This window comes from Glaciecola sp. HTCC2999, from assembly GCF_000155775.1.
In the GTDB taxonomy this organism is placed as follows: domain Bacteria; phylum Pseudomonadota; class Gammaproteobacteria; order Enterobacterales; family Alteromonadaceae; genus Opacimonas.
In genome coordinates this window covers 232521-253148 of sequence record NZ_DS989812.1, presented here as the reverse complement: position 1 = coordinate 253148, position 20628 = coordinate 232521, and the positions used below count along the sequence as shown (strand labels likewise).

Annotated in this window: 16 protein-coding genes and 1 other RNA gene; 11 read left to right on the top strand and 6 right to left on the bottom strand. The window is 39.7% G+C overall.

Annotated features, from left to right (window positions below; genetic code table 11):
• Positions 1-15 precede the first annotated feature (15 nt).
• The gene (purB, locus tag G2999_RS07435; protein WP_010180293.1) at positions 16-1389 is read left to right on the top strand and encodes an adenylosuccinate lyase; all 1374 of its coding nucleotides are present in this window, start codon (positions 16-18) and stop codon (positions 1387-1389) included.
• 193 nt (positions 1390-1582) lie between these two features.
• Entirely contained in the window at positions 1583-2728 is a 1146-nt protein-coding gene (locus G2999_RS07430) for a cupin domain-containing protein (RefSeq protein ID WP_010180291.1), read from the top strand.
• A 109-nt stretch (positions 2729-2837) separates the two neighbouring features.
• Here G2999_RS07430 and G2999_RS07425 read toward each other — a convergent pair whose 3' ends face one another.
• The 3 genes from G2999_RS07425 to ppsA all read right to left on the bottom strand — a co-directional run bounded on the left by G2999_RS07425 (position 2838) and on the right by ppsA (position 8868).
• Positions 2838-3257: a DUF4826 family protein gene (locus G2999_RS07425; protein WP_010180290.1), complete on the bottom strand. Its 420-nt coding sequence runs from the start codon at positions 3255-3257 to the stop codon at positions 2838-2840.
• 48 nt (positions 3258-3305) lie between these two features.
• Positions 3306-6338 (bottom strand): FAD-binding and (Fe-S)-binding domain-containing protein, encoded by a 3033-nt coding sequence (locus tag G2999_RS07420; protein ID WP_010180288.1) that lies wholly within the window; start codon positions 6336-6338, stop codon positions 3306-3308.
• A gap of 157 nt (positions 6339-6495) precedes the next feature.
• Entirely contained in the window at positions 6496-8868 is a 2373-nt protein-coding gene (gene ppsA / locus G2999_RS07415) for a phosphoenolpyruvate synthase (protein ID WP_010180286.1), read from the bottom strand.
• A 169-nt stretch (positions 8869-9037) separates the two neighbouring features.
• Between ppsA and G2999_RS07410 the strand changes: the two genes are divergently transcribed.
• Complete coding sequence (locus G2999_RS07410; protein WP_010180284.1) at positions 9038-9850, top strand: pyruvate, water dikinase regulatory protein; 813 nt, start codon at positions 9038-9040, stop codon at positions 9848-9850.
• 23 nt (positions 9851-9873) lie between these two features.
• On the opposite strand, the gene G2999_RS12155 is transcribed toward G2999_RS07410, so the two are convergent.
• Positions 9874-10275: an RnfH family protein gene (locus G2999_RS12155; RefSeq protein WP_010180282.1), complete on the bottom strand. Its 402-nt coding sequence runs from the start codon at positions 10273-10275 to the stop codon at positions 9874-9876.
• Positions 10272-10712, bottom strand: a complete 441-nt coding sequence (locus tag G2999_RS07400; protein WP_010180280.1) for a type II toxin-antitoxin system RatA family toxin — start codon at positions 10710-10712, stop codon at positions 10272-10274. The genes G2999_RS12155 and G2999_RS07400 overlap by 4 nt, the downstream gene beginning before the upstream one ends.
• A gap of 140 nt (positions 10713-10852) precedes the next feature.
• On the opposite strand from G2999_RS07400, the gene smpB reads away from it, so the two are divergent.
• The 5 genes from smpB to G2999_RS07380 all read left to right on the top strand — a co-directional run bounded on the left by smpB (position 10853) and on the right by G2999_RS07380 (position 15518).
• Positions 10853-11329, top strand: coding sequence for an SsrA-binding protein SmpB (gene smpB / locus G2999_RS07395; protein ID WP_010180278.1), 477 nt, complete (start codon positions 10853-10855; stop codon positions 11327-11329).
• A 42-nt stretch (positions 11330-11371) separates the two neighbouring features.
• Positions 11372-13027 (top strand): ATP-binding protein, encoded by a 1656-nt coding sequence (locus G2999_RS07390; RefSeq protein ID WP_010180277.1) that lies wholly within the window; start codon positions 11372-11374, stop codon positions 13025-13027.
• A gap of 20 nt (positions 13028-13047) precedes the next feature.
• The gene (locus G2999_RS07385) at positions 13048-14712 is read left to right on the top strand and encodes a response regulator (protein ID WP_010180275.1); all 1665 of its coding nucleotides are present in this window, start codon (positions 13048-13050) and stop codon (positions 14710-14712) included.
• A gap of 78 nt (positions 14713-14790) precedes the next feature.
• Positions 14791-15148, top strand: a transfer-messenger RNA (tmRNA) gene (gene ssrA / locus G2999_RS12835).
• A 118-nt stretch (positions 15149-15266) separates the two neighbouring features.
• The gene (locus G2999_RS07380) at positions 15267-15518 is read left to right on the top strand and encodes a hypothetical protein (RefSeq protein ID WP_010180273.1); all 252 of its coding nucleotides are present in this window, start codon (positions 15267-15269) and stop codon (positions 15516-15518) included.
• Positions 15519-15520: 2 nt separating this feature from the next.
• Here G2999_RS07380 and G2999_RS07375 read toward each other — a convergent pair whose 3' ends face one another.
• On the bottom strand, positions 15521-17122 hold the full coding sequence (locus tag G2999_RS07375) for a CotH kinase family protein (RefSeq protein ID WP_010180271.1): 1602 nt from the start codon (positions 17120-17122) through the stop codon (positions 15521-15523).
• Positions 17123-17306: 184 nt separating this feature from the next.
• Here G2999_RS07375 and ylqF point away from each other — a divergent pair, with 184 nt between their 5' ends.
• From ylqF to G2999_RS12150, 3 genes are all read left to right on the top strand, one after another.
• Positions 17307-18320 carry a ribosome biogenesis GTPase YlqF gene (ylqF, locus tag G2999_RS07370; protein WP_010180269.1) on the top strand — a complete coding sequence of 338 codons (1014 nt, stop codon included), beginning with the start codon at positions 17307-17309 and terminating at the stop codon, positions 18318-18320.
• A gap of 76 nt (positions 18321-18396) precedes the next feature.
• On the top strand, positions 18397-19680 hold the full coding sequence (locus tag G2999_RS07365) for an O-acetylhomoserine aminocarboxypropyltransferase/cysteine synthase family protein (RefSeq protein WP_010180267.1): 1284 nt from the start codon (positions 18397-18399) through the stop codon (positions 19678-19680).
• Between the two features lie 145 nt (positions 19681-19825).
• Positions 19826-20584, top strand: coding sequence for a hypothetical protein (locus tag G2999_RS12150; protein ID WP_010180265.1), 759 nt, complete (start codon positions 19826-19828; stop codon positions 20582-20584).
• Positions 20585-20628: the final 44 nt, after the last annotated feature.

The window sequence follows — 20628 nt, the reverse complement described above, 5'->3', positions numbered from 1 at the left end:
TATTAGGAGCCTATTGTGGATCTATCGTTATTAACGGCTTTGTCGCCTGTAGATGGTCGTTATGCCAGCAAAACTGCCGAACTTCGTCCTTATTTTTCTGAATTTGGATTATTAAAGTACCGTGTTATCGTCGAAGTGCGTTGGTTACAAAAATTATCACAAACCGCTGGTATTACTGAAGTAGCGCCATTTTCAGCTGAGGCCAATGCAGTATTAAATAACATCGTAGACACTTTCAGTGAAGCCGATGCACAACGTATTAAAGATATTGAAAAAACGACCAATCATGACGTTAAAGCCGTTGAGTACTTTTTAAAAGAACAGGTTGCAGATACCCCAGAATTACATGCCGTTAATGAATTTATTCACTTTGCTTGTACTTCTGAAGATATTAATAACTTATCTCATGGACTGATGCTTTCTGAAGCACGTGATGAAGTGTTATTGCCATACCTTGACCAATTAATCAGTGAATTAAAACGTTTAGCTATAGAATACCGTAGTATTCCTATGATGGCCCGTACACATGGTCAGCCTGCTTCACCAACGACTATGGGTAAAGAAATGGCGAACGTGATGATGCGTTTAGAGCGTCAACGCACACAAATCGCAAATATTGATATGCTCGGTAAAATCAATGGTGCTGTTGGTAATTATAATGCCCACTTATCAGCTTATCCTGAAGTTGACTGGCACACATTATCAGAAGAATTTGTTACCGGTCTTGGTTTAACCTGGAACCCTTATACCACGCAAATCGAACCACATGATTATATTGCAGAGTTATTTGATGCTATCGCTCGCTTTAATACTATCTTAATTGACTTTGACCGTGACGTTTGGGGTTATATAGCATTAGGACACTTCAAACAAAAAACGATCGCTGGTGAGATAGGTTCTTCAACCATGCCACACAAAGTTAACCCAATCGACTTTGAAAACTCGGAAGGTAATTTAGGCATTGCCAATGCTTTATTTGCCCACTTAGCAACGAAATTACCCGTATCTCGCTGGCAACGAGATTTAACCGATTCTACGGTATTACGTAATCTTGGTGTGGGTATTGGCTATTCATTAATTGCTTACCAAGCCAGTTTAAAAGGAATTAGTAAACTTCAAGTTAACGAACCTAGCCTGCTAGCAGAACTTGATGATAATTGGGAGTTACTTGCTGAGCCGATTCAAACCGTCATGCGCCGATATGGTATTGAAAAACCGTATGAAAAGCTAAAAGAATTGACTCGTGGCAAAAAAGTCAATGCTCAAGTGATGGCTGAATTCATCGACAGTTTAGATATGCCAGATAATGTCAAAGCCGAATTGAAAAAACTATCCCCACAAACCTATATTGGTCAAGCAATCTCATTTGTTGATCAGTTGTCAAAATAGTTAACGACTCACCACCATTATTCTGCAATATCAGAGTAATGGTGGTTTATCCCATATCTATTCATAACATCTATCTCAATTAACCTAACATAAAATGTAATTTATTCAGTTTTACTCTCAAACTGTGCCATACTAGGTTAAATAAGCTTTCGTCTGTTTAAATGGACACCCTTCTTTTTTATCTAGGTTAACAATGTACACATTATCTGCTTTTTCTATCAAACACTTTCTAGCTGAAAACTGGCAACGTAAGCCTTGTGTTCTGCATAACGCCTTACCAAACTTCGAAGATCCACTCGATGAACATGATTTAGCCGGTTTAGCGCAAGAACAAGATATCGATAGTCGAGTGATCAGTCAAATGGATGGAGACTGGAAGGTGACTGAAGGACCTTTTACTGAGTTTGAAGACGTTTGTAAAGGCGCTTGGACACTATTAGTGCAAGGCGTCGATACACACATAGAATCTGCTTCACTTCTCATGAATGCATTTAACTTTATTCCACATTGGCGCATGGATGATTTACTAGTCAGCTATTCACAGCCTGGGGCCGGTGTGGGCGCACATATTGACCAATACGACGTTTTTATTGTGCAAGGAAAAGGAACTCGGCGGTGGCAAGTAGGTGACAAGAGTATGAAATATGCGAAATACTACCCTCACCCCAAATTGCAACAAATAGATGAATTTGAACCTATCATTGATGTCGAGTTACTCCCCGGAGATATACTTTATATCCCACCAGGATTTCCTCATAAAGGTCAATCAATCACTGAATGTATGAACTATTCCGTGGGATTCAGAGCCCCTGACCAGACTGAACTATTCCAAGCTATTGCCGATGATTTACTCGATTCAGATAAACTAACACGACGTTTTATCGATAGAAATCGCACCTATATCGACCGCCCTTCAGCAATTAGTCCAAAAGACATTATGTTGCTCAAACAACTTTTACAACAATATGTCACCAATACACAAATTGACCAAGTACTCACTCAGCATTTGTCCAAACAAAATGAATATTTAGATGCGTTTCCGTTAGAAACTCCATTGCCCAGTTCATACATTCTAGCATTAATTAATCAAGGCGTGACTTTACAACTCGCCTGTGGAGTAAGACCGGTATATCTAGACTATCAAGTTGATGATGAATTTATATTTTTTATTAACGGTCATAAATTTTCTACCAGTGCAACAGCTCGTTTAGAAACATCACGTTTACTAGACAACCATCAAACATTTATTAAATTTAATGCCGAATTGACACATGATTGGATTGAATTAATAAGAGAGTTAATTAACCTTGGTTATTTAGAAATTGTTGAAGAAGATTAAGATGGATTAATGAGATGACTTAAGGCTGAATAATCTAATCATTAACAGCCTTTAGTCACACCTTGATGGATCATCTTGATGGATGTGGATAGTGTGAATTTACCTTGTGCTAGCCCCAAAGATCATCACGTTCACTAAGCTGATGTAAGCTAATCGCTCTATCGGCTAACAGTTTTGCGTAATTTTCTTGAGTGTCATCTAACGTTTGGGTCTGCATAATATTTTCAGCTTTGAGCTGCCATGAGAGTGAGAAATGACGTAATGCACCTCTTACATCAGGTGCAACATCAAAAGGCACGTAGTCTGCAGGTAAATCGCCACTAAGGACCCAAAAGAATTTACCTTGTTGAGATTTAATTTTCCAAACCGCTACATATGGCGCTAAATAACGGCTAGCTTCTACCACCACTGATTCGAACAACACACCGTTCTGTGCTAAGTGAGCGTTAGCACGTTGAAATTGTTCACGTACCCAAGTGTCATGTTCAGCTTGTGTCATTGGTGTCGATTCATTAGATGTTTCGCTCATGTGCGTCCTCTAAATTTTATTATTGTTGATGCTAATCACAATGCTCAATCAAGATACAATGCGGTTTAACATTTGTAATGGGTGTACTGGCTTGTCTCCAGATAAACGAGCAACTTGGCTGCGACAAGAATACCCCGTCACTAAGCGTGCATCTTCTGGGTATTTAGCCACTGCACTTTCCCAACTCAATGCATAGATCCCTTGGCTATTCGCCAAATGTGAAGATTCATGTCCGTAAGTGCCCGCCATACCACAACATCCAACAGAGACAATATCTAACGGCACATTGAGTTTTCCAAAAATGACTTGCCACTGCTTCTCACTTAATGGCAATGCCGTTTTCTCTGTGCAATGAGTAAACAGTCCTAATGTGTGTGTTGGTTGATGAGATACCGATAACTGTGTTACCCCATCACTAGCATACTGACTGAGCCATTCATGCACAGCGAGCACACTGAATTCACCTCGTTTTTCTGCAAGTGTTTTAGTGTACTCATCACGATAGACCAGCAACAAAGAGGCATCAACACCCACCATCGGGATATCAAACTGAGCGATATCATTGAGAAAATCTGCAGTGGATTGAGCTGTACGGGCAAATTTATCTAAAAACCCTTTCACATGTTGGGGCTTACCATTTGGATTAAACGGTAACAGGATAGGATTAAATCCACATTTCGTCGCGAGTGCCATAAAGTCTGCGACAACACTTGCATCATAAAAACTAGTAAAGGGATCTTGGACCACCAACACTGTTTTTTCTTTTTGTTCTGGAGTCAAGGAGGCTAATCCCTGCATAGAAAATGATGTATAAGGTTTCACTTTATCAGACAACGTCGGCACCGATAACGTTGGCGTATCGACATAACCAACAGCTTCTTTAAGTAACCATTGACTGAATGATAAATTAGTAAAGAAATTAACGGTTCTTGGTATTTTTGCTAATAACGGTGCCATCCGCTCAATATTGGCAACTAAAAAGTCTTTCACGGGACGCGAATAACGCTGATAGTAGATGGATAAGAATTTTGCTCTGAAATCAGGCACGTCAACCCCTACTGGACATTGAGCTGAGCATGACTTACAGGCTAAGCATTCATCCATAACTTCAAATACTTCATGCGAGAAATCTTGGTTAGAATTACCCGAATTCGTATTGATCATGCGACTTAACCAGCTACTTTTAAACTGCTGTGCGTTGAGACTATCGACATTGACATCTTGTTGACCGAGTAAGCGTAACCATTCACGGATCATGCCTGCTCGACCTTTAGGTGAATGACGTCTATCTGAGGTAATTTTACTCGATGGGCACATCGGTGAAGTCGTATCATAGTTAAAACATAACCCATTACCATTACAACTCATGGCTGGCGCAAATTCTTCCTTAAAGACAACCGGAATCGTTCTATCATAAGTACCGCGTTTAGTATCAGTCACCTGAACTAACTGCGCATCAGAATCAATGGGGGTACAAATCTTACCTGGATTCATTTTATTATGTGGGTCAAAGACCGCTTTAATTTTACGCAGCTCGCTATACAGTGACTCTCCAAAGAATGCCGGTGTATATTCACTGCGATAGCCTTTACCATGCTCTCCCCACATCAATCCGCCATATTTAGCGACTAACGCGACGACTTGGTCGGAAATCTGTTTGAGTAAGACTTCTTGTTGTGGATCATTCATATCCAGAGCAGGACGAACATGCAGGACACCAGCATCGACATGACCAAACATCCCATAATCCAATTCGTGAGCGTCTAGTAAGGCTCGAAACTCCATAATAAAGTCTGCAAGATTCTCCGGGGGGACTGCAGTATCTTCGGCAAATGCAATCGGTTTTTTCGCACCATCGGCTTTCCCTAATAGGCCTACCGACTTTTTACGCATGGCATAAATTTTTTGAATATCCGGTACGTCATATGTTACCTGATAACCAATAACGCCACCTTTTTGTGTTTTAATATCTTCATCCAACTCCGCACTTAACCGTTCGATACGTGCCGTTATTTCCGCTTCGTCGTTACTATTATACTCGACCATATTTAAACCCAATAAATCATGGTCTGGTACATCGGTAATTAGATCAGAAACGGAGTGCCAAATGATATCTGCGCGTGCTAAGTTCAATACTTTCGAATCGACAGTTTCGACCGAGGTCGCTTTTGCTGCCACCATCTTAGGTGCATGGCGTAATGCCGCTTCAAAAGAATTATATTTAATATTCACCAATGCTTTATGGTTTGCGATTGGCGTAATATTCAGTTTTGCCTCTGCGACAAAAGCAAGTGAACCTTCTGAGCCAGTAATCAAGCGACTGATATCAAAGGTGTCTGTCTCTGGCGCATAAACGTGTTCTAAATCATAACCGGTTAAGAAGCGATTCAACCGTGGGAACTTAGCTAAAATGGCATCGCGCTGTTCGACACATGACGCTTGGATTTGTTTAGCAATTGCTTGATAGCTGGATTGCTCATGGGTTAAACAGGTCTCAATAGCCGTAGGAGCGGTGTGTAATACATCACCATTAACCAGAACCGACGTTAACCCCAAGACATGATCAGAGGTCTTTCCATAGACTAATGAGCCCTGCCCTGAAGCATCGGTATTAATCATCCCACCAACGGTGGCACGATTAGAGGTTGATAAATCTGGCGCAAAGAAATAACCAAAAGGTTTTAACGCATCATTCAAGGCGTCTTTTACGACCCCTGCTTGGACTTTCACCCATTGTTCATCTGCATTAATTTCTAGTATTTGATTCATATGACGTGATAAATCTACCACGATCCCATGAGTTAATGATTGACCATTAGTCCCTGTGCCGCCACCACGCGCCGAAAATACAACTTCATCAAATGCTTGGACCGTTCGACCAATACACACCAAATCATCAATGTGTTTTGGGTAGACAATCGCTTGTGGTAGTTTTTGATAAATGGAGTTGTCCGTAGCCATCGCTAAACGGCTAGAATACTGAGTTTCAATATCTCCATCAAAACCGGCGCGATTAAGTGCATCTAGGTAATCAAGATATTGTTGTTCAAGGGCGTTGTTGCTATCAAGTACAGGTAACATGGCGTCAAGTTAGTATAATCAAGATGACTGACATTATACGCAAAATTGCACTTAAGCTCTATGAAATCAAAAAATATAAACATAAAAAAGCCGCTTGCCATGTAAACAATGGCTAGCGGCTCGTCATTTTAGATCAAGCTCAGTTTAGTTGAGGTGATTAACCATGCTGTTCGGCTAAGTATAACCAAGTTTCAACAACCGTATCTGGGTTGAGCGAAACACTGTCGATGCCTTGTTCTACTAACCACGCCGCAAGATCTTCATGATCAGATGGCCCTTGCCCACAAATACCGACGTATTTACCGCGCGCTTTTGCCGCTTTAATCGCCATAGCTAAGAGCTTCTTAACTGCTTCATTACGTTCATCAAATAAATGTGCAATCAAACCTGAATCACGATCCAATCCTAGTGTTAACTGAGTTAAATCGTTTGACCCAATCGAAAAACCATCAAAGATATCTAAGAATTCATCGGCAAGTAACGCATTCGACGGTAATTCACACATCATAATAATGCGTAGACCGTTTTCACCTTTGACTAAGCCTTCTTCAGCCAATAATTCAATGACTTGACGTCCCTCTTCTAAAGTCCGTACAAATGGGATCATGATTTCTATATTTGTGAGTTTCATGTCGTTACGTACGCGCTTAATTGCTTCACATTCAAGAGCAAAGCAATCGCGGAAATCTTTAGAGATATAACGTGAAGCGCCACGGAAACCTAACATTGGGTTTTCTTCATCTGGTTCATATTGATGCCCACCGACGAGATTGAAATACTCGTTAGATTTAAAATCAGACATGCGTACAATGACTTTCTCAGGCGAGAACGCACTGCCAATGGTGGATATTCCTTCAACCAATTTTTGAATGTAAAACTCTTTAGGAGAGGCATAACCGGCCATCATCTCAGTGATTTCAGATTTCACATCATCAGGCTGTGCATCAAAATTTAATAACGCTTTAGGGTGAACACCAATCATACGATTAATAATAAACTCTAAACGCGCTAAACCCACACCTGCATGAGGCAAACGAGCAAAATCAAATGCCCGATCAGGGTTACCTACATTCATCATAATTTTTAATGGGACATCTGGCATTGAATCAATGCGCGAAGTGACGACATCAAACGCGAGTTCATCACCATAGATAAAACCAGTGTCACCTTCTGCACAAGAGACGGTAACTTGGTCACCCGTTTTAATTAGATCCGTTGCATTGCCACAACCCACTACGGCAGGAATACCTAACTCTCGAGCAATAATAGCGGCGTGACAGGTGCGTCCACCACGATTAGTCACAATAGCCGAGGCACGTTTCATGATCGGTTCCCAATCGGGGTCGGTCATATCGGTGACTAATACATCACCTGCTTCTACTTTGTCCATTTCATCAATTGACGCAAGCACTTTCGCTTTACCCGAACCAATTTTATGACCAATAGCACGACCTGTTGCAATCGTTGGCGCTTCACCATTTAATTGGTAACGTTCAATAACTTGCATGTCTTCACGGCTACGTACGGTTTCTGGACGCGCTTGAACGATGTACAGTTTGCCATCAACACCGTCTTTAGCCCACTCGATATCCATCGCACGACCATAATGTTGTTCAATAATGATGGCTTGTTTAGCGAGTTCTTCCACTTCACTATCGGTGATAGAAAATTGCATACTTTGAGCAGGTTCAATATCAACAATATCAACTTGTTTACCATGCTCTTGATTATCTGAGTAAATCATTTGGACTAATTTACTGCCTAAGTTTCGACGTACTACTGCTGGATTACCGGCTTTTAGGGTTGGCTTGTGAACATAAAATTCATCAGGATTCACCGCGCCTTGCACGACCATCTCACCTAAGCCAAATGATGAAGTAATAAATACCACATCTTCAAAACCTGATTCAGTATCAATGGTAAACATCACTCCTGAAGAAGATAAGTCAGAACGAACCATGCGCTGTATACCGGCAGATAAAGCAACACCTTTATGGTCATAGCCTTGGTGAACACGATATGAAATAGCACGGTCATTAAATAGTGAGGCGAATACATGCTTGATAGCAACCAACACAGATTCATACCCTTTCACATTTAGGAAGGTTTCTTGTTGACCGGCAAACGATGCATCAGGCATATCTTCTGCAGTGGCCGATGAACGTACGGCAAATGAAGCTTCATCACCTGCGTCACCTTGTAACTCTTGAAAAGAGGTTTTAATAGCCGCTTCAAGTTCAGGTTGGAAGGGAGTATCAATGATCCAATTACGGATTTGTTCACCTGCTTTGGCAAGTTCATTCACATCATCAACATCTAATTTATCTAGCATGTCATAAATTTTAGCTTCGACACCACTACGCTCTAAAAACTCATTAAATGCATCTGCAGTTGTAGCAAAACCCCCTGGTACTTGCACACCAGCGTTAGCTAAGTTTGAAATCATTTCACCTAAAGAAGCGTTTTTGCCTCCCACTCTGCCAACATCGTTCATACCAAGTTGTTGATACCATAAAACGTATTCTTGCACTTTAAAGCCTCCAGCCGTATTGTGTCTAACTTATTTATTTAGGTTATAGTGTTAATACAAGATGTATAAAAAATAACCAAATGAAAAAATCATTTTAGAATGATGTACTTACGCTTGTAAAATTTAAATTCAAGCTGTAATTAAATTACACCATTGTTAAGGAGTTGTTATGCGCACCGCATACTATATTTCAGATGGAACCGCGATCACTGCCGAAGTTTTTGGCCATGCTTTACTGTCTTTGTTTCCAATTGAGTTCAAACATATCACGATCCCATTTGTTGAAACCGAGCAACAGGCATACGATGTTTTAACAAAAATATCTGAAAGTTTTCAAGATTCTCAAACTCGCCCGTTGGTTTTCTATACAATTGTAAATACCGAAGTCATGCATATTATTTCTCAATCCGTCGGTATTAATTACAACTTTTTAGATCAGTTCGTCGCGCCTATCGAAAAAATTCTCGGTGTTCCTTCAAAACCTAAGAAGCATCGTACCCATAGTATTCACGAAACCACATACGACATTCGTATTGAAGCTGTCAACTATGCACTAGCAAATGATGATGGGACGAATCTAAAAAACTATGGTGAAGCAGATATAATTTTGGTTGGTGTATCACGCTCAGGTAAAACGCCTACCAGTCTATATTTAGCTTTGCAATATGGGATTAAGGCGGCAAATTATCCATTTACTGAAGAAGATTTAGGCGATGTAATTAAACTAAACCCAGCATTAAAGCGATATAAAGATAAACTTTTTGGATTGACAATCGATCCTGCCCGGCTGCATCAAATTAGATCAGAGCGTCGCGCCAATTCTAAATATGCATCGATGCAACAATGTCGAATGGAATTAAGAGAAGTCGAAGGACTGTATCGAAAAGAACGGATCCCGTTTTTAAACTCAACCAAATTTTCTATCGAAGAAATTTCAGCCAAAATTATTGCTAACACGGGCTTACAACGCCGTAAATATTGAAGCTAATTACCGACAAACAATCATTATTTATCTATTGTCTTTGCTGATAGAGGCTTATCAGCAGAGTGAGCTTCAGTGTTTTCTGCACTTTCTCGATTAGCACGCCGCGCTCGACCTCCCGTCACTTTATCTGCGCGACCTTCTTCTTTCGCACGCTCAGCGCGCTGTCGTCGTACTTCTTTAGGATCGGCAATTAAAGGACGGTAAACTTCAATTCGGTCGCCGTTTTTTAATGTGTCTGTGAGTTTACATGTACGATTCCACACCCCCACTTTATTGATAGATAAATCAATCTCGGGAAAATGCTGAATAATATCAGAAGCCTTGATGGCATCTTCAACACATGTTTCTGCCGGTACATCAATGACTAGAATCAATTGCTGCTCTGGCGTACCGTAAACTACTTCTATCTGAATATTACTCATGAAGATAAAACCGCATTATGTTTAGCGCGTTGAATAAACGCGTCCACCATGGAATTAGCAAGACTATGAAAGATTTTACCAAATGCTAATTCAACCAATTTGCTCGTAAATTCAAAATTCAGACTCAATTCTATTTTACATGCATGTTCATCTAATTCAGTGAACACCCACCCGCCTGATAGGGATTTAAATGGCCCTTCTGCAAGATCCATGGCAATAGAATGAGGCGCATTGAGTGTGTTATGAGTCGCGAAAGAATGATTTATTCCGGCTTTGGCTATATCAAGTGTTGCACGCATATGTGTATCATCAACACTATCAATATGAGTCGCTATGCACCCAGGAATAAATTCAGGATAAGCAGCCACATCATTTACTAAATCATACATGGTTTGTGCACTGTAGGGCACTAACGCACTTTTATTCACTTTAGCCATAAAATTTTATCAGTAATTTGACATTTAATTGGTAAAGTTTATCACGAAAAGCTCAATTGTTAAGCCAAATACCCGATATTAAGATTGCACTAGCACGAATCACAGGTACAATATAATTAACGGAATGTTAGAATAAGCACATGAGCAAAAAGAAATCAAAAAACCCTACCGGCACTATCGCTCTTAATAAAAAAGCGAAACATGAATTCCATTTAACCGACAAGTTCGAAGCTGGTATGGAACTACAGGGATGGGAAGTTAAAAGTATTCGTGCAGGTAAAGTGAATTTATCTGACAGCTATGTGTTTGTTAAAAATGGTGAAGCCTTCGTGACGAATATCACCATCCAACCTTTATCTCAAGCATCCACTCATGTGATTTGTGACCCTGACCGTACTCGTAAATTATTGCTTAAACGTCGTGAAATAGAGCAACTCATGGGCGGATTAGACCGACAGGGTTTGACCATAGTCGCAACAGCTATGTATTGGAAAGCGTGTTGGGTTAAGTTAGAAATTTGCCTCGCTAAAGGTAAACAAGCACACGATAAAAGAGACACGATCAAGGACCGAGACTGGGCCCGACAAAAAGAAAGAATGATGAAAGTGAAAGGATAGTCTTAATTTATAGACAATTAGATTAAATAAAAGGATTTATTTATGCGCATTTACCAACAACTTTTCGCTCAGCGATTATATATTTTGATCCCTCTTTTGATCAGATTACCGTTTTTGTTCATAGAAATTCAAAAGGGATTAACATTTCGTATTATTCTAGGATATATAACGGTTACTTCCCTAGTTGGCGCGTATTACTTCTTTTACAAAAATAAGATACTTAAGAATATTCTCACTCAAGTTGGTTTTTTATCATTGTCCCTTTCACCGATATTAACTATGGGTGGTCTAGCTGATGGTACAACACCCATTTACATCCTTGGATTTGCCATATTTACTTTATGGACATTAGGTGTCGAACAAACCCGTTCAGTTTTAATTGGCACATGCATTTTAATCAGTATTGCGATAATCCATTATTTTTCTGGTTACGCTCAAATAATGGATGTTAATGATGATCAATACTTATTAGGCATACCATTAATATCATTAATAGGTTCAATAACATCATTGGCAGCCTTATACTTTCTAGTCAATGATTACCGAAAGAAGAATAATAAACTTATAGATATCACTATTAAACAAGATCAGTTTATCTCCCACTTAAATCACGAAATGCGTAACCCACTCCAAGGCATAAAAGGCGTGCTTGATATCCTTAAAAATCATCAGATCCCTGCTGAACGTTTTGATTATTTACTCGATAACGCTATTCGCACCACAAATCACCTTAATGACATGGTTAACGAGGTACTTAGTCTAAAACAACTTCGTTCAGGTATGTTCAGTGATAGTCCAGTTCCACATAATATTCGCGATATAGTCGATACCACTATCTTTATTTACAAAGAACAAGCTCATCAAAAAGGGCTCAAGTTTAAAGTGAATTATGATGAAGATTTACCTGAGCAATTATTTATTCCAAATAAATCACTCAAAATCGTGCTTTCAAACTTAACTAGTAATGCTGTTAAATATACTGCTCAAGGAGAAATCAACATTGATGTATCATTCACTCAAGGCATGCTTACATTGAGTGTGCAAGACACAGGGATAGGTATACCAAAGACATTAACTGACAAAATATTTGATGAGTATTACCAAGTCGATCAGAGGTTAACCAAAGACTTTCAAGGGACCGGTATAGGGCTAAGTATTGTTAAACCGTTAATTAGCCGCTTAGAGGGCTCTATCACCGCTCACTCAACCTTGAATGAGGGCTCTACCTTCACGGTTACTTTTCCTTGTAAGTTAGTCCTACAGTCTAAATCTAACTTAGCGAGTAGCGCTGTAAAACCACACCACAAGTTGCCTAATCTAGCAGGGACATCAATATTGGTTGTAGAAGACAACATGATTAATCGCGCTATTTTAAAAGAACAACTTGAAGCATGTGGAGCGAGTATTACAGAAGCCGAAAACGGGGCAGAAGCATTAGATCTTATCAAAGTTAATCATTTTGATATTGTGTTATCTGATATCGCTATGCCAATATTAGATGGTGTCGGTCTGATTAAAGCCGTGCGTCAGTTCGAACCACAATTAATCATGGTAGCTATCTCTGGCAATACCCTGCATAATGAGGCAACGGCTTATTATGATGCAGGGTATAATTATGTAATGTCAAAACCCTATAACACAGAAAAGCTGTACGATATTATTCTTAAGGTTCGCAAACGACAATTGATCATGAGTTAACCCAATCTAAGGCTGAGTCTATGTACCATCACCCTGCTCTAACGATTAAACGTGTTTACCTATTAATAATGCTGATTATCAGGGCTGTATTTTTCGTATTTGACGTTCAATATGATATGACTTTTCGGATTGTTAGTGGGGTGTTAACTCTCAGTTGCCTAGGCGCGGCCTTCTATTATTATCACAACGCATCATTTAGAACTTATCTACTACTTGTCGGTTTTTTCTCTTACTCTCTTGGCAATATATTAACGAGTGGTGGACTGACGAATTCAAATTCAGCACTTTATATATTGGCATTTAGCATCATATCTTTATGGCTGATGGGTATTCATCATTATCGGTTAGTATTCAAAGCAACTGTCATCCTGATCGCCTTTCTTGTCTTACAATTTGTCACAGGTTTTACTGAGAATCTACAGAGCTATTATGATGTCGTTTTAATGGGACTGCCGGTAAGGGAATCGATGGTCTTGATAGCTTTACTCATAGCGTTGCTACTTATCGCTAAAGATTACTCTCAAAAATCGAGAGAGCTCTTTGAAATAAATCATAAACAGGAACAATTTATTACTCATCTAAATCACGAAATACGTAATCCTCTGCAAGGTATTAAAGGTGTATTAGATGTACTTAGCCATCATGAAATATCTGCTTCAAGATATCAGTTTTTGTTACGAAATGTTATCCGCACAACAGAGCATCTGAATGATACTATTGATGGCGTTTTAAACATTAAACAACTCCGCTCTGGCAATTTTATCGATACGCCTATCCCAGTTAATATTCGTGATGTTACATCTAAAACCCTATTCATTTATGAAGAACAGGCACATCAGAAAGGATTAAGCTTTGATGTACAGTTTCATGACAACTTACCCGAACAGGTATTTGTGGCTCAAAAGTCATTTAAAATTATATTATCGAATATCGTAGGTAATGCCGTTAAGTTCACATCAGAAGGCGGTATAAAGGTCCAGATTGAAACTGATCTTGAGCACAAAAATATCATATTAAAGGTTGAAGATACTGGGATCGGAATACTTGATGAATATACCGACCAAATCTTCGAGCAATATTTTCAAATTGAACAAAGTTCGACTAAAAAGTACCAAGGTACCGGTCTTGGACTGAGTATTGTAAAACAACTATTGAATGAATTAGCAGGCGCCATTGACGTAAAGAGTAGCAAAAATGGTGGCAGTGTTTTTCAGATAACTATTCCGTATAAGCGTGTCAGAAAGCCTAAACAAGATTCACTAAGCGACACCGAAAATGATGCGCCTGCGTTACCAAATTTAGCCGGCGTTTCAGTGTTAATTGTTGAAGATAACTTCATCAACCGAACCATCCTAAAAGAACAACTTATCGCCTGTGCGGTGAATATCAAAGAAGCTGAGAATGGTGAAGAAGCCCTTGAATTACTCGATTTCCATCATTTTGATATTGTGTTATCTGATATTGCTATGCCCAAACTAGATGGTCTTGGATTAATTAATAAAATTCGTGAAACAGACGCTACCACTCCTGTCATAGCAATATCCGGTAATACTATGCCTGATGAAGTTCGTAGTTATTATGATGCAGGGTTTAATTACGTACTATCAAAACCTTATACAACAGAAAAACTATATGACGTAATTATTAAAATTAGAAAAAAACAATTACACAGTTTTGGCCAATAATTACTATTGATTTATTCTATTTTTTAGACGAAATAACTATGCAAAGACTAAATCAATGCTATCATATATATAACATTTGGGGCTGATTAGGATTCGACAGGATTCAATGATGCTTTAGGTGCATGCAGAGGTGCGGTTTGCCTCTTTAAAAAGCCGCAAACAAATAGTCGCAAACGACGAAAACTACGCACTAGCAGCTTAATAACCTGTATAGGCCCTCCCACTCAAGTTTTTTCTGCTAACTGAGGTTCGGGAGGTCATCCCAGTAGAATAGCGAGGGAAACTTGTCTAAGGTTGAACCGCGAAATAGTATTAGGCCAGCCTGAAAAGATCCTGTCTGCCGGAGCTTCTAAGGTTAAATAAATGACAGACTAAGCATGTAGTACCGACGGTTGACGCTTTCTGGACGCGGGTTCAACTCCCGCCAGCTCCACCAAATTGATAATCAAAGACATCCTAGGGTGTCTTTTTTTATGTCTGAAATTAAGTAAAACAAAATCGCGTCCAACAACGTATACATCCCATATAAACACTATTCACAAGAGAAAATCACCATGAACATGGCCATCATCAGTCTTATCATCATGTGCTGTGCCGGATTACTGGTATTTGTATTTGATGCCCAATACATTATTTTTGTTGCTACTGTGATGGCATTTTTACCCACTATTATGCGTTTCGGACTTTTATCATTTCACGAGTACTACAACCAAAAAGAACAGTACAAAGGTGTACTGCTCTTCACTCATCCATTGGTGTGTTTTATCGTATTTGTATTTGGTGCTAAATTATTAGGCGTGGTGTAATCCTATAAATCTCCCAAAGCAATATCGAGCCAATCCATGCGAGTATTAAACCAGGATTTAAGGCGTGCTACTTCTTCGTCATAAGTATCTAATACAACAGGGTTAGGCCATACATAGACGCCAATCGTTTGCCATTTAGCGTTATTTTCAGCTTGGGCGTAACGTAATTTCTCTGCATACTCATCTATTTTATTGAGTAAGTAGGTTCTATTATTATTGTAGTATGCAAAACGTGCCTGCACTAGATTCACAAAATTTGGATCCTGGAATAGTCGAGCGTACCAAGGGTTATCCTTGATCCAGAATCCTTCTGGAAATTCCGGATCGGCATAATCCACATTGCCAAACGCTAAGTCAAAATCCCATAACGGACCCATCTTTATTTTTTCACCTGGAATGACATGAAAGTAAATACTCGAGAAAAAGCGAGAATCAACATTTTTAGTAATTTCACTGATCAAGTACCAATCTATAAAGCTGTCTATATCAATAAATTGGGCATAACCATTATTCGGATCTGCAAAGGTATTAGAGTAAAGTGCTTGTTCAAATTCGAATAATAATCGCGTGATGAATTGATACTGACTGTCATTCTCTTCTAAGCTCGGCTCTTTGATATTAATCAAAAATGTACCTGTCTCAAAATATACATCATCAGGATCAAGGCGCTCGAACTGATCAATTTCTAATAAGAATCCGTTATCTCCCAAATCAACACGGTCACTGCCCTCTTCCACTTTTTGCGTGATATGATAAGTGCCTTGGTATTCTTCATTAAGGAAGACTTCGGCAAATTCAGAATCTGTCGTCCATGCCAAATCACTTAAATATCCCATTTCGTAGGCAATCTGATTTCGTAACATGGTTTTATCGGCGTACTCTGCCAAGAATAACCATTTTTTGTCATTCTCCATGTCTAAAAATTCACGTTTAGAAGATAACTTCATTTGATACGGCTTCTTAGGCATGCCCCATGTCGAATTCCCTCGACCACGAATTTCCATTGTCATATTATCTAAATCACTGACGACACCATTACCAAACACTGACACCGTACCAGTGGTGTAATCATCTCGATTCGTAATCGCATTTCCATTGTCTGTCGTTAGGTTAATGACGGGCAGACCGGTAAATTGCATAACTTCTACTGTGTACTGTTTACTCGTACCTGCAGAATTAGTAATCGTGTACGTCACTGGTTGAGAAAAATCGTTTGTCGTCACGCCAGATACTTGTTCTTTGCCATTAATCGTTACAGTTGCCCCGTCAATCACAAACGTTGCTGCAAGATTGCCGACATCGATGACTTCGGGCGTACGCAAAAATATCTTATCCCCAGTAATGACACCACGTAAGGTTTCATCAAGCTGTGTGTTTTGACTCGCCATAAACATAAAATCGTTCATTGCTGGTGCACTGGGTGTGGCAACCGGTGTGGTCGGTGTCGGCGAAACGGGACCTGATGAGCCACTACCGCCACCACATGCTGTTAATCCCAGCACGATTAGACTACCCACCAAGACTTTAGATATATCTTTGAGTTGGCGACCCCATTGCTCGCGCTTTACCTGATAAGCATCTGTATGTATGTAACTGATTTTCATTATAAATTCTCTAAAACCTACTTAACTTTCCAGCTATATTAAAGCAATTGTTATCAAAATGTAAGCGCATACATTTTAGTAATGTGATTTGTTTTTTAGTACAACCCACGAAATGCAATTCACATTCCCTAACACTGTCAAATACAGTACAATTCACGGCATTAATACTTATCAGGATATGACAGTGGCTGTACATTGGTTCCCAGGACACATGCATAAAACCCTCAAAGAGGTCAAAGAAACATTGCCAAGTGTGGATATTCTTATTGAGGTGCTCGATGCGCGTATTCCTTACTCGAGTGAAAATCCTGAGATAGCAAAGATCCGAGGTGATACCCCTTGTTTAAAGATCCTTAATAAAGCAGACCTTGCCGATCCTATTATTACGGCTCAATGGCAAGCTAGTTTAGAAAATGAACGTGGTATTCAAACCATGACGACCACCACGGATAATGTCGGTAAAAGTAAACAAATTATCGATAAAATCAGAAGTGTATGTGCTCAAAAGAATGCCTCTGTCAAAAATATCAATGCTATGATCATCGGTATTCCCAATGTCGGTAAATCTACATTAATTAATATTCTGGCTGAACGCACCATCGCTAAAACAGGTAATGAACCGGCTGTCACGCGCAATCTGCAGCGCATTAATTTAGGCTCAGGTATCGTCCTATATGACACGCCCGGAGTATTATGGCCTAAATTAGCCAATCCTAATACGGGCTATCGCCTAGCAGCTTCTGGCGCAGTAAAAGATACCGCTATGGAATATGACGATGTAGGATTTTTTGCAGCCGACTATTTAATTAAAGCCTACCCAGAACTACTCAAAGCCCGTTTTAAACTCGATGAGATCCCCGATACGGAAATTGAGTTTTTAGAAATGGCTGCCAAAAAACGTGGCGCTGTCATGAGTGGCGGTCGAGTCAATTTACATAAAATTTGTGAAGTGTTACTAAATGAGCTGATGTCTGGAAAAATTGGACAAATCACATTAGAAACACCCGAGATGTTAGTCGCAGAAAAACAACTTATGGCGGAAGAAGAAGCGAAAAAAGCGGCGAAAAAGGCTCAACGCAAAGCACAGTTTAAAACCGGATCAATGACGCCGGACAAGAAAGAACGTAAGGAAAAACGGGAACAAAAACGCCAAGAACAAAGCGCTCGGATGAAGGCTGAAAATAAGCGGAATAAGTAAGATTATCTAGTTATTGATTCATTGCTTCGTTTATTCTATGGTTAAGAAAATTTATATTAATTACCATGGAAATATAATGAAATTAGAATCACAAGTACTTCATCATGCTTATAAATCAGATGAAACCACAAAAGCTGCAGCAGTGCCTATTTACCAAACAACATCGTATACCTTTGATGATACCCAACACGGTGCTGATTTATTTGACTTAAAAGTCCCAGGTAATATTTATACTCGGATCATGAACCCGACGACTAACGTCCTTGAAGAAAGAATGGCAGCGGTAGAAGGTGGTATTGCTGCACTATGCGTCTCTTCAGGTATGGCAGCCATTACCTATGCTATTCAAGCTCTAACACAAGTAGGCGATAATATTATTTCTACTAGCCAACTTTATGGTGGTACTTATAACCTATTCGCTCATACATTACCGCGTCAAGGCGTAGATGTGCGCATGACCTCGTTTGATGACTTATCAACTATCGAACCATTGATTGATGAAAACACAAAAGCAATTTTTTGTGAGTCTATCGGTAACCCTGCAGGTAATGTTGTCGATTTAGCTGCACTGAGTGAAATTGCACACCGTCATGGTGTACCGGTAATTGTAGATAATACCGTAGCTACACCAGCACTATGCCGTCCGATTGAACATGGTGTAGACATCGTAATTCATTCATTGACCAAATATGTCGGCGGTCATGGTACCACTATCGGTGGTGTTATCATCGATTCGGGTAAATTTGATTGGGTCGCAAATAAGGCGCGCTTCCCACTGCTCAATGAACCAGACCCGTCTTATCACGGTGTGGTTTATACTGAAGCATTAGGTCCAGCGGCTTATATCGGTCGTTGCCGAGTCGTTCCCCTGCGTAACACAGGTGCAGCATTATCACCTCAAAGTGCGTTTTTATTACTTCAAGGCTTAGAAACACTACCTTTACGTATGGAACGCCACTGTCAAAATGCGCAAGCATTAGCACAATACTTATCTAATCATAAGGATGTCAGCTGGGTGAATTATGCAGGCTTAGCTTCAAGTCCTTATCATGATATTTGTCAAAAAATGTCGAATGGTTTAGCGTCTGGGATCATTAGTTTTGGGATTAAATCTGACGATCCTGACAGTGCTGGTGGTAAATTTATAGATGCACTTGATATGATTTTACGTTTGGTCAACATTGGTGATGCCAAATCACTAGCATGTCATCCCGCCAGCACCACGCATCGCCAGTTAGATGAAAAGGAACTACATAGCGCCGGAGTATCACAAGACTTAATCCGTATTTCAGTCGGGATTGAGCATATTGATGATATTATCGCTGATGTAGAGCAAGCCATTGCAAAAGCGGTAGGTTAAGTATTTAATGATGGGGTGAGTAACTAAACTCACTCCATATTACTTATTCTTGAATAAACGTGGACATCTCTATGTTTCGTAGTGATTTTTAATACAAAACCCATTATTATTGTATTAATTCACTTAAACAAAATGATTGATGTCCATGACTAAACACTCTTTTGACGATGTACCTAATATCCGTATCGATGCCTCTGATCGAACCGTTCAAGGTACTAACCCCAACGGCACACCGTCACCCGCTCCCACTATCGTAAAAGCCAATAACCAAGGGCTTGTCATCGGCGCACTATTATTAGCGTTAATTGCCACAGGCGCATCGGGCTTTCTCTATTACACCCAACAACAAAGCCAAGCAGCATTAGATAGTGCTACTGCACGTATTATGGAGTTAGAAAACCGTTTATCCGCTACTGGTGAAGAAATGGGTAATTCTACTGTAGCACTACAAGTTAAAGTAGGTGAACTCGCAAATCGTGCAGAAGAGTTATGGGATCAAATGGATAAGCTTTGGGCATCTGCTTGGCGTCGAAATCAAAAAGAAATACAAGATCTGACCAAGGTAGTGGAAGATAATCGCACCAAAGCTCAATCCAGTGTGAACTCGGTGACAGCTTCAGTGAACTCGGTTACCGCTTCAGTGAAAAAGAGTATTAAGAATGTTGATACTAAATTTGACGCACTACAAAATGATTTTAACGCCACCAAAAACGAGATCTTATCAGTGAGTCTTGAAATTGAAACCATGAAACAAGGTCTCCTATCGGGACAAGACACAAACGTGGTAATTAACGAGAAAATAGCGATATTGGAACAGCGTAATACCGCACTTAAAAACAAAGTGACAGCGATGGAAAAAACACTCAATAGTGTGAGTCGCGGAACAGTGCCGACTGCTGGGTAGATATTCCCTCATAGACTCGCTATTTTTGTCACAAATGTCTAAAA

What these genes read in the sequence shown, in the direction of transcription:
- G2999_RS07390 (WP_010180277.1), top strand. Translation starts at nt 11,372, where the DNA reads ATGCGCATTTACCAACAACTTTTCGCTCAGCGATTATATATTTTGATC.
- G2999_RS07375 (WP_010180271.1), bottom strand. Translation starts at nt 17,122, where the DNA reads ATGAAAATCAGTTACATACATACAGATGCTTATCAGGTAAAGCGCGAG.
- G2999_RS07365 (WP_010180267.1), top strand. Translation starts at nt 18,397, where the DNA reads ATGAAATTAGAATCACAAGTACTTCATCATGCTTATAAATCAGATGAA.
- G2999_RS07420 (WP_010180288.1), bottom strand. Translation starts at nt 6,338, where the DNA reads ATGTTACCTGTACTTGATAGCAACAACGCCCTTGAACAACAATATCTT.
- G2999_RS07385 (WP_010180275.1), top strand. Translation starts at nt 13,048, where the DNA reads ATGTACCATCACCCTGCTCTAACGATTAAACGTGTTTACCTATTAATA.
- G2999_RS12155 (WP_010180282.1), bottom strand. Translation starts at nt 10,275, where the DNA reads ATGAGTAATATTCAGATAGAAGTAGTTTACGGTACGCCAGAGCAGCAA.
- smpB (WP_010180278.1), top strand. Translation starts at nt 10,853, where the DNA reads ATGAGCAAAAAGAAATCAAAAAACCCTACCGGCACTATCGCTCTTAAT.
- G2999_RS07400 (WP_010180280.1), bottom strand. Translation starts at nt 10,712, where the DNA reads ATGGCTAAAGTGAATAAAAGTGCGTTAGTGCCCTACAGTGCACAAACC.
- G2999_RS07425 (WP_010180290.1), bottom strand. Translation starts at nt 3,257, where the DNA reads ATGAGCGAAACATCTAATGAATCGACACCAATGACACAAGCTGAACAT.
- G2999_RS07430 (WP_010180291.1), top strand. Translation starts at nt 1,583, where the DNA reads ATGTACACATTATCTGCTTTTTCTATCAAACACTTTCTAGCTGAAAAC.
- G2999_RS07380 (WP_010180273.1), top strand. Translation starts at nt 15,267, where the DNA reads ATGAACATGGCCATCATCAGTCTTATCATCATGTGCTGTGCCGGATTA.
- G2999_RS12150 (WP_010180265.1), top strand. Translation starts at nt 19,826, where the DNA reads ATGACTAAACACTCTTTTGACGATGTACCTAATATCCGTATCGATGCC.
- G2999_RS07410 (WP_010180284.1), top strand. Translation starts at nt 9,038, where the DNA reads ATGCGCACCGCATACTATATTTCAGATGGAACCGCGATCACTGCCGAA.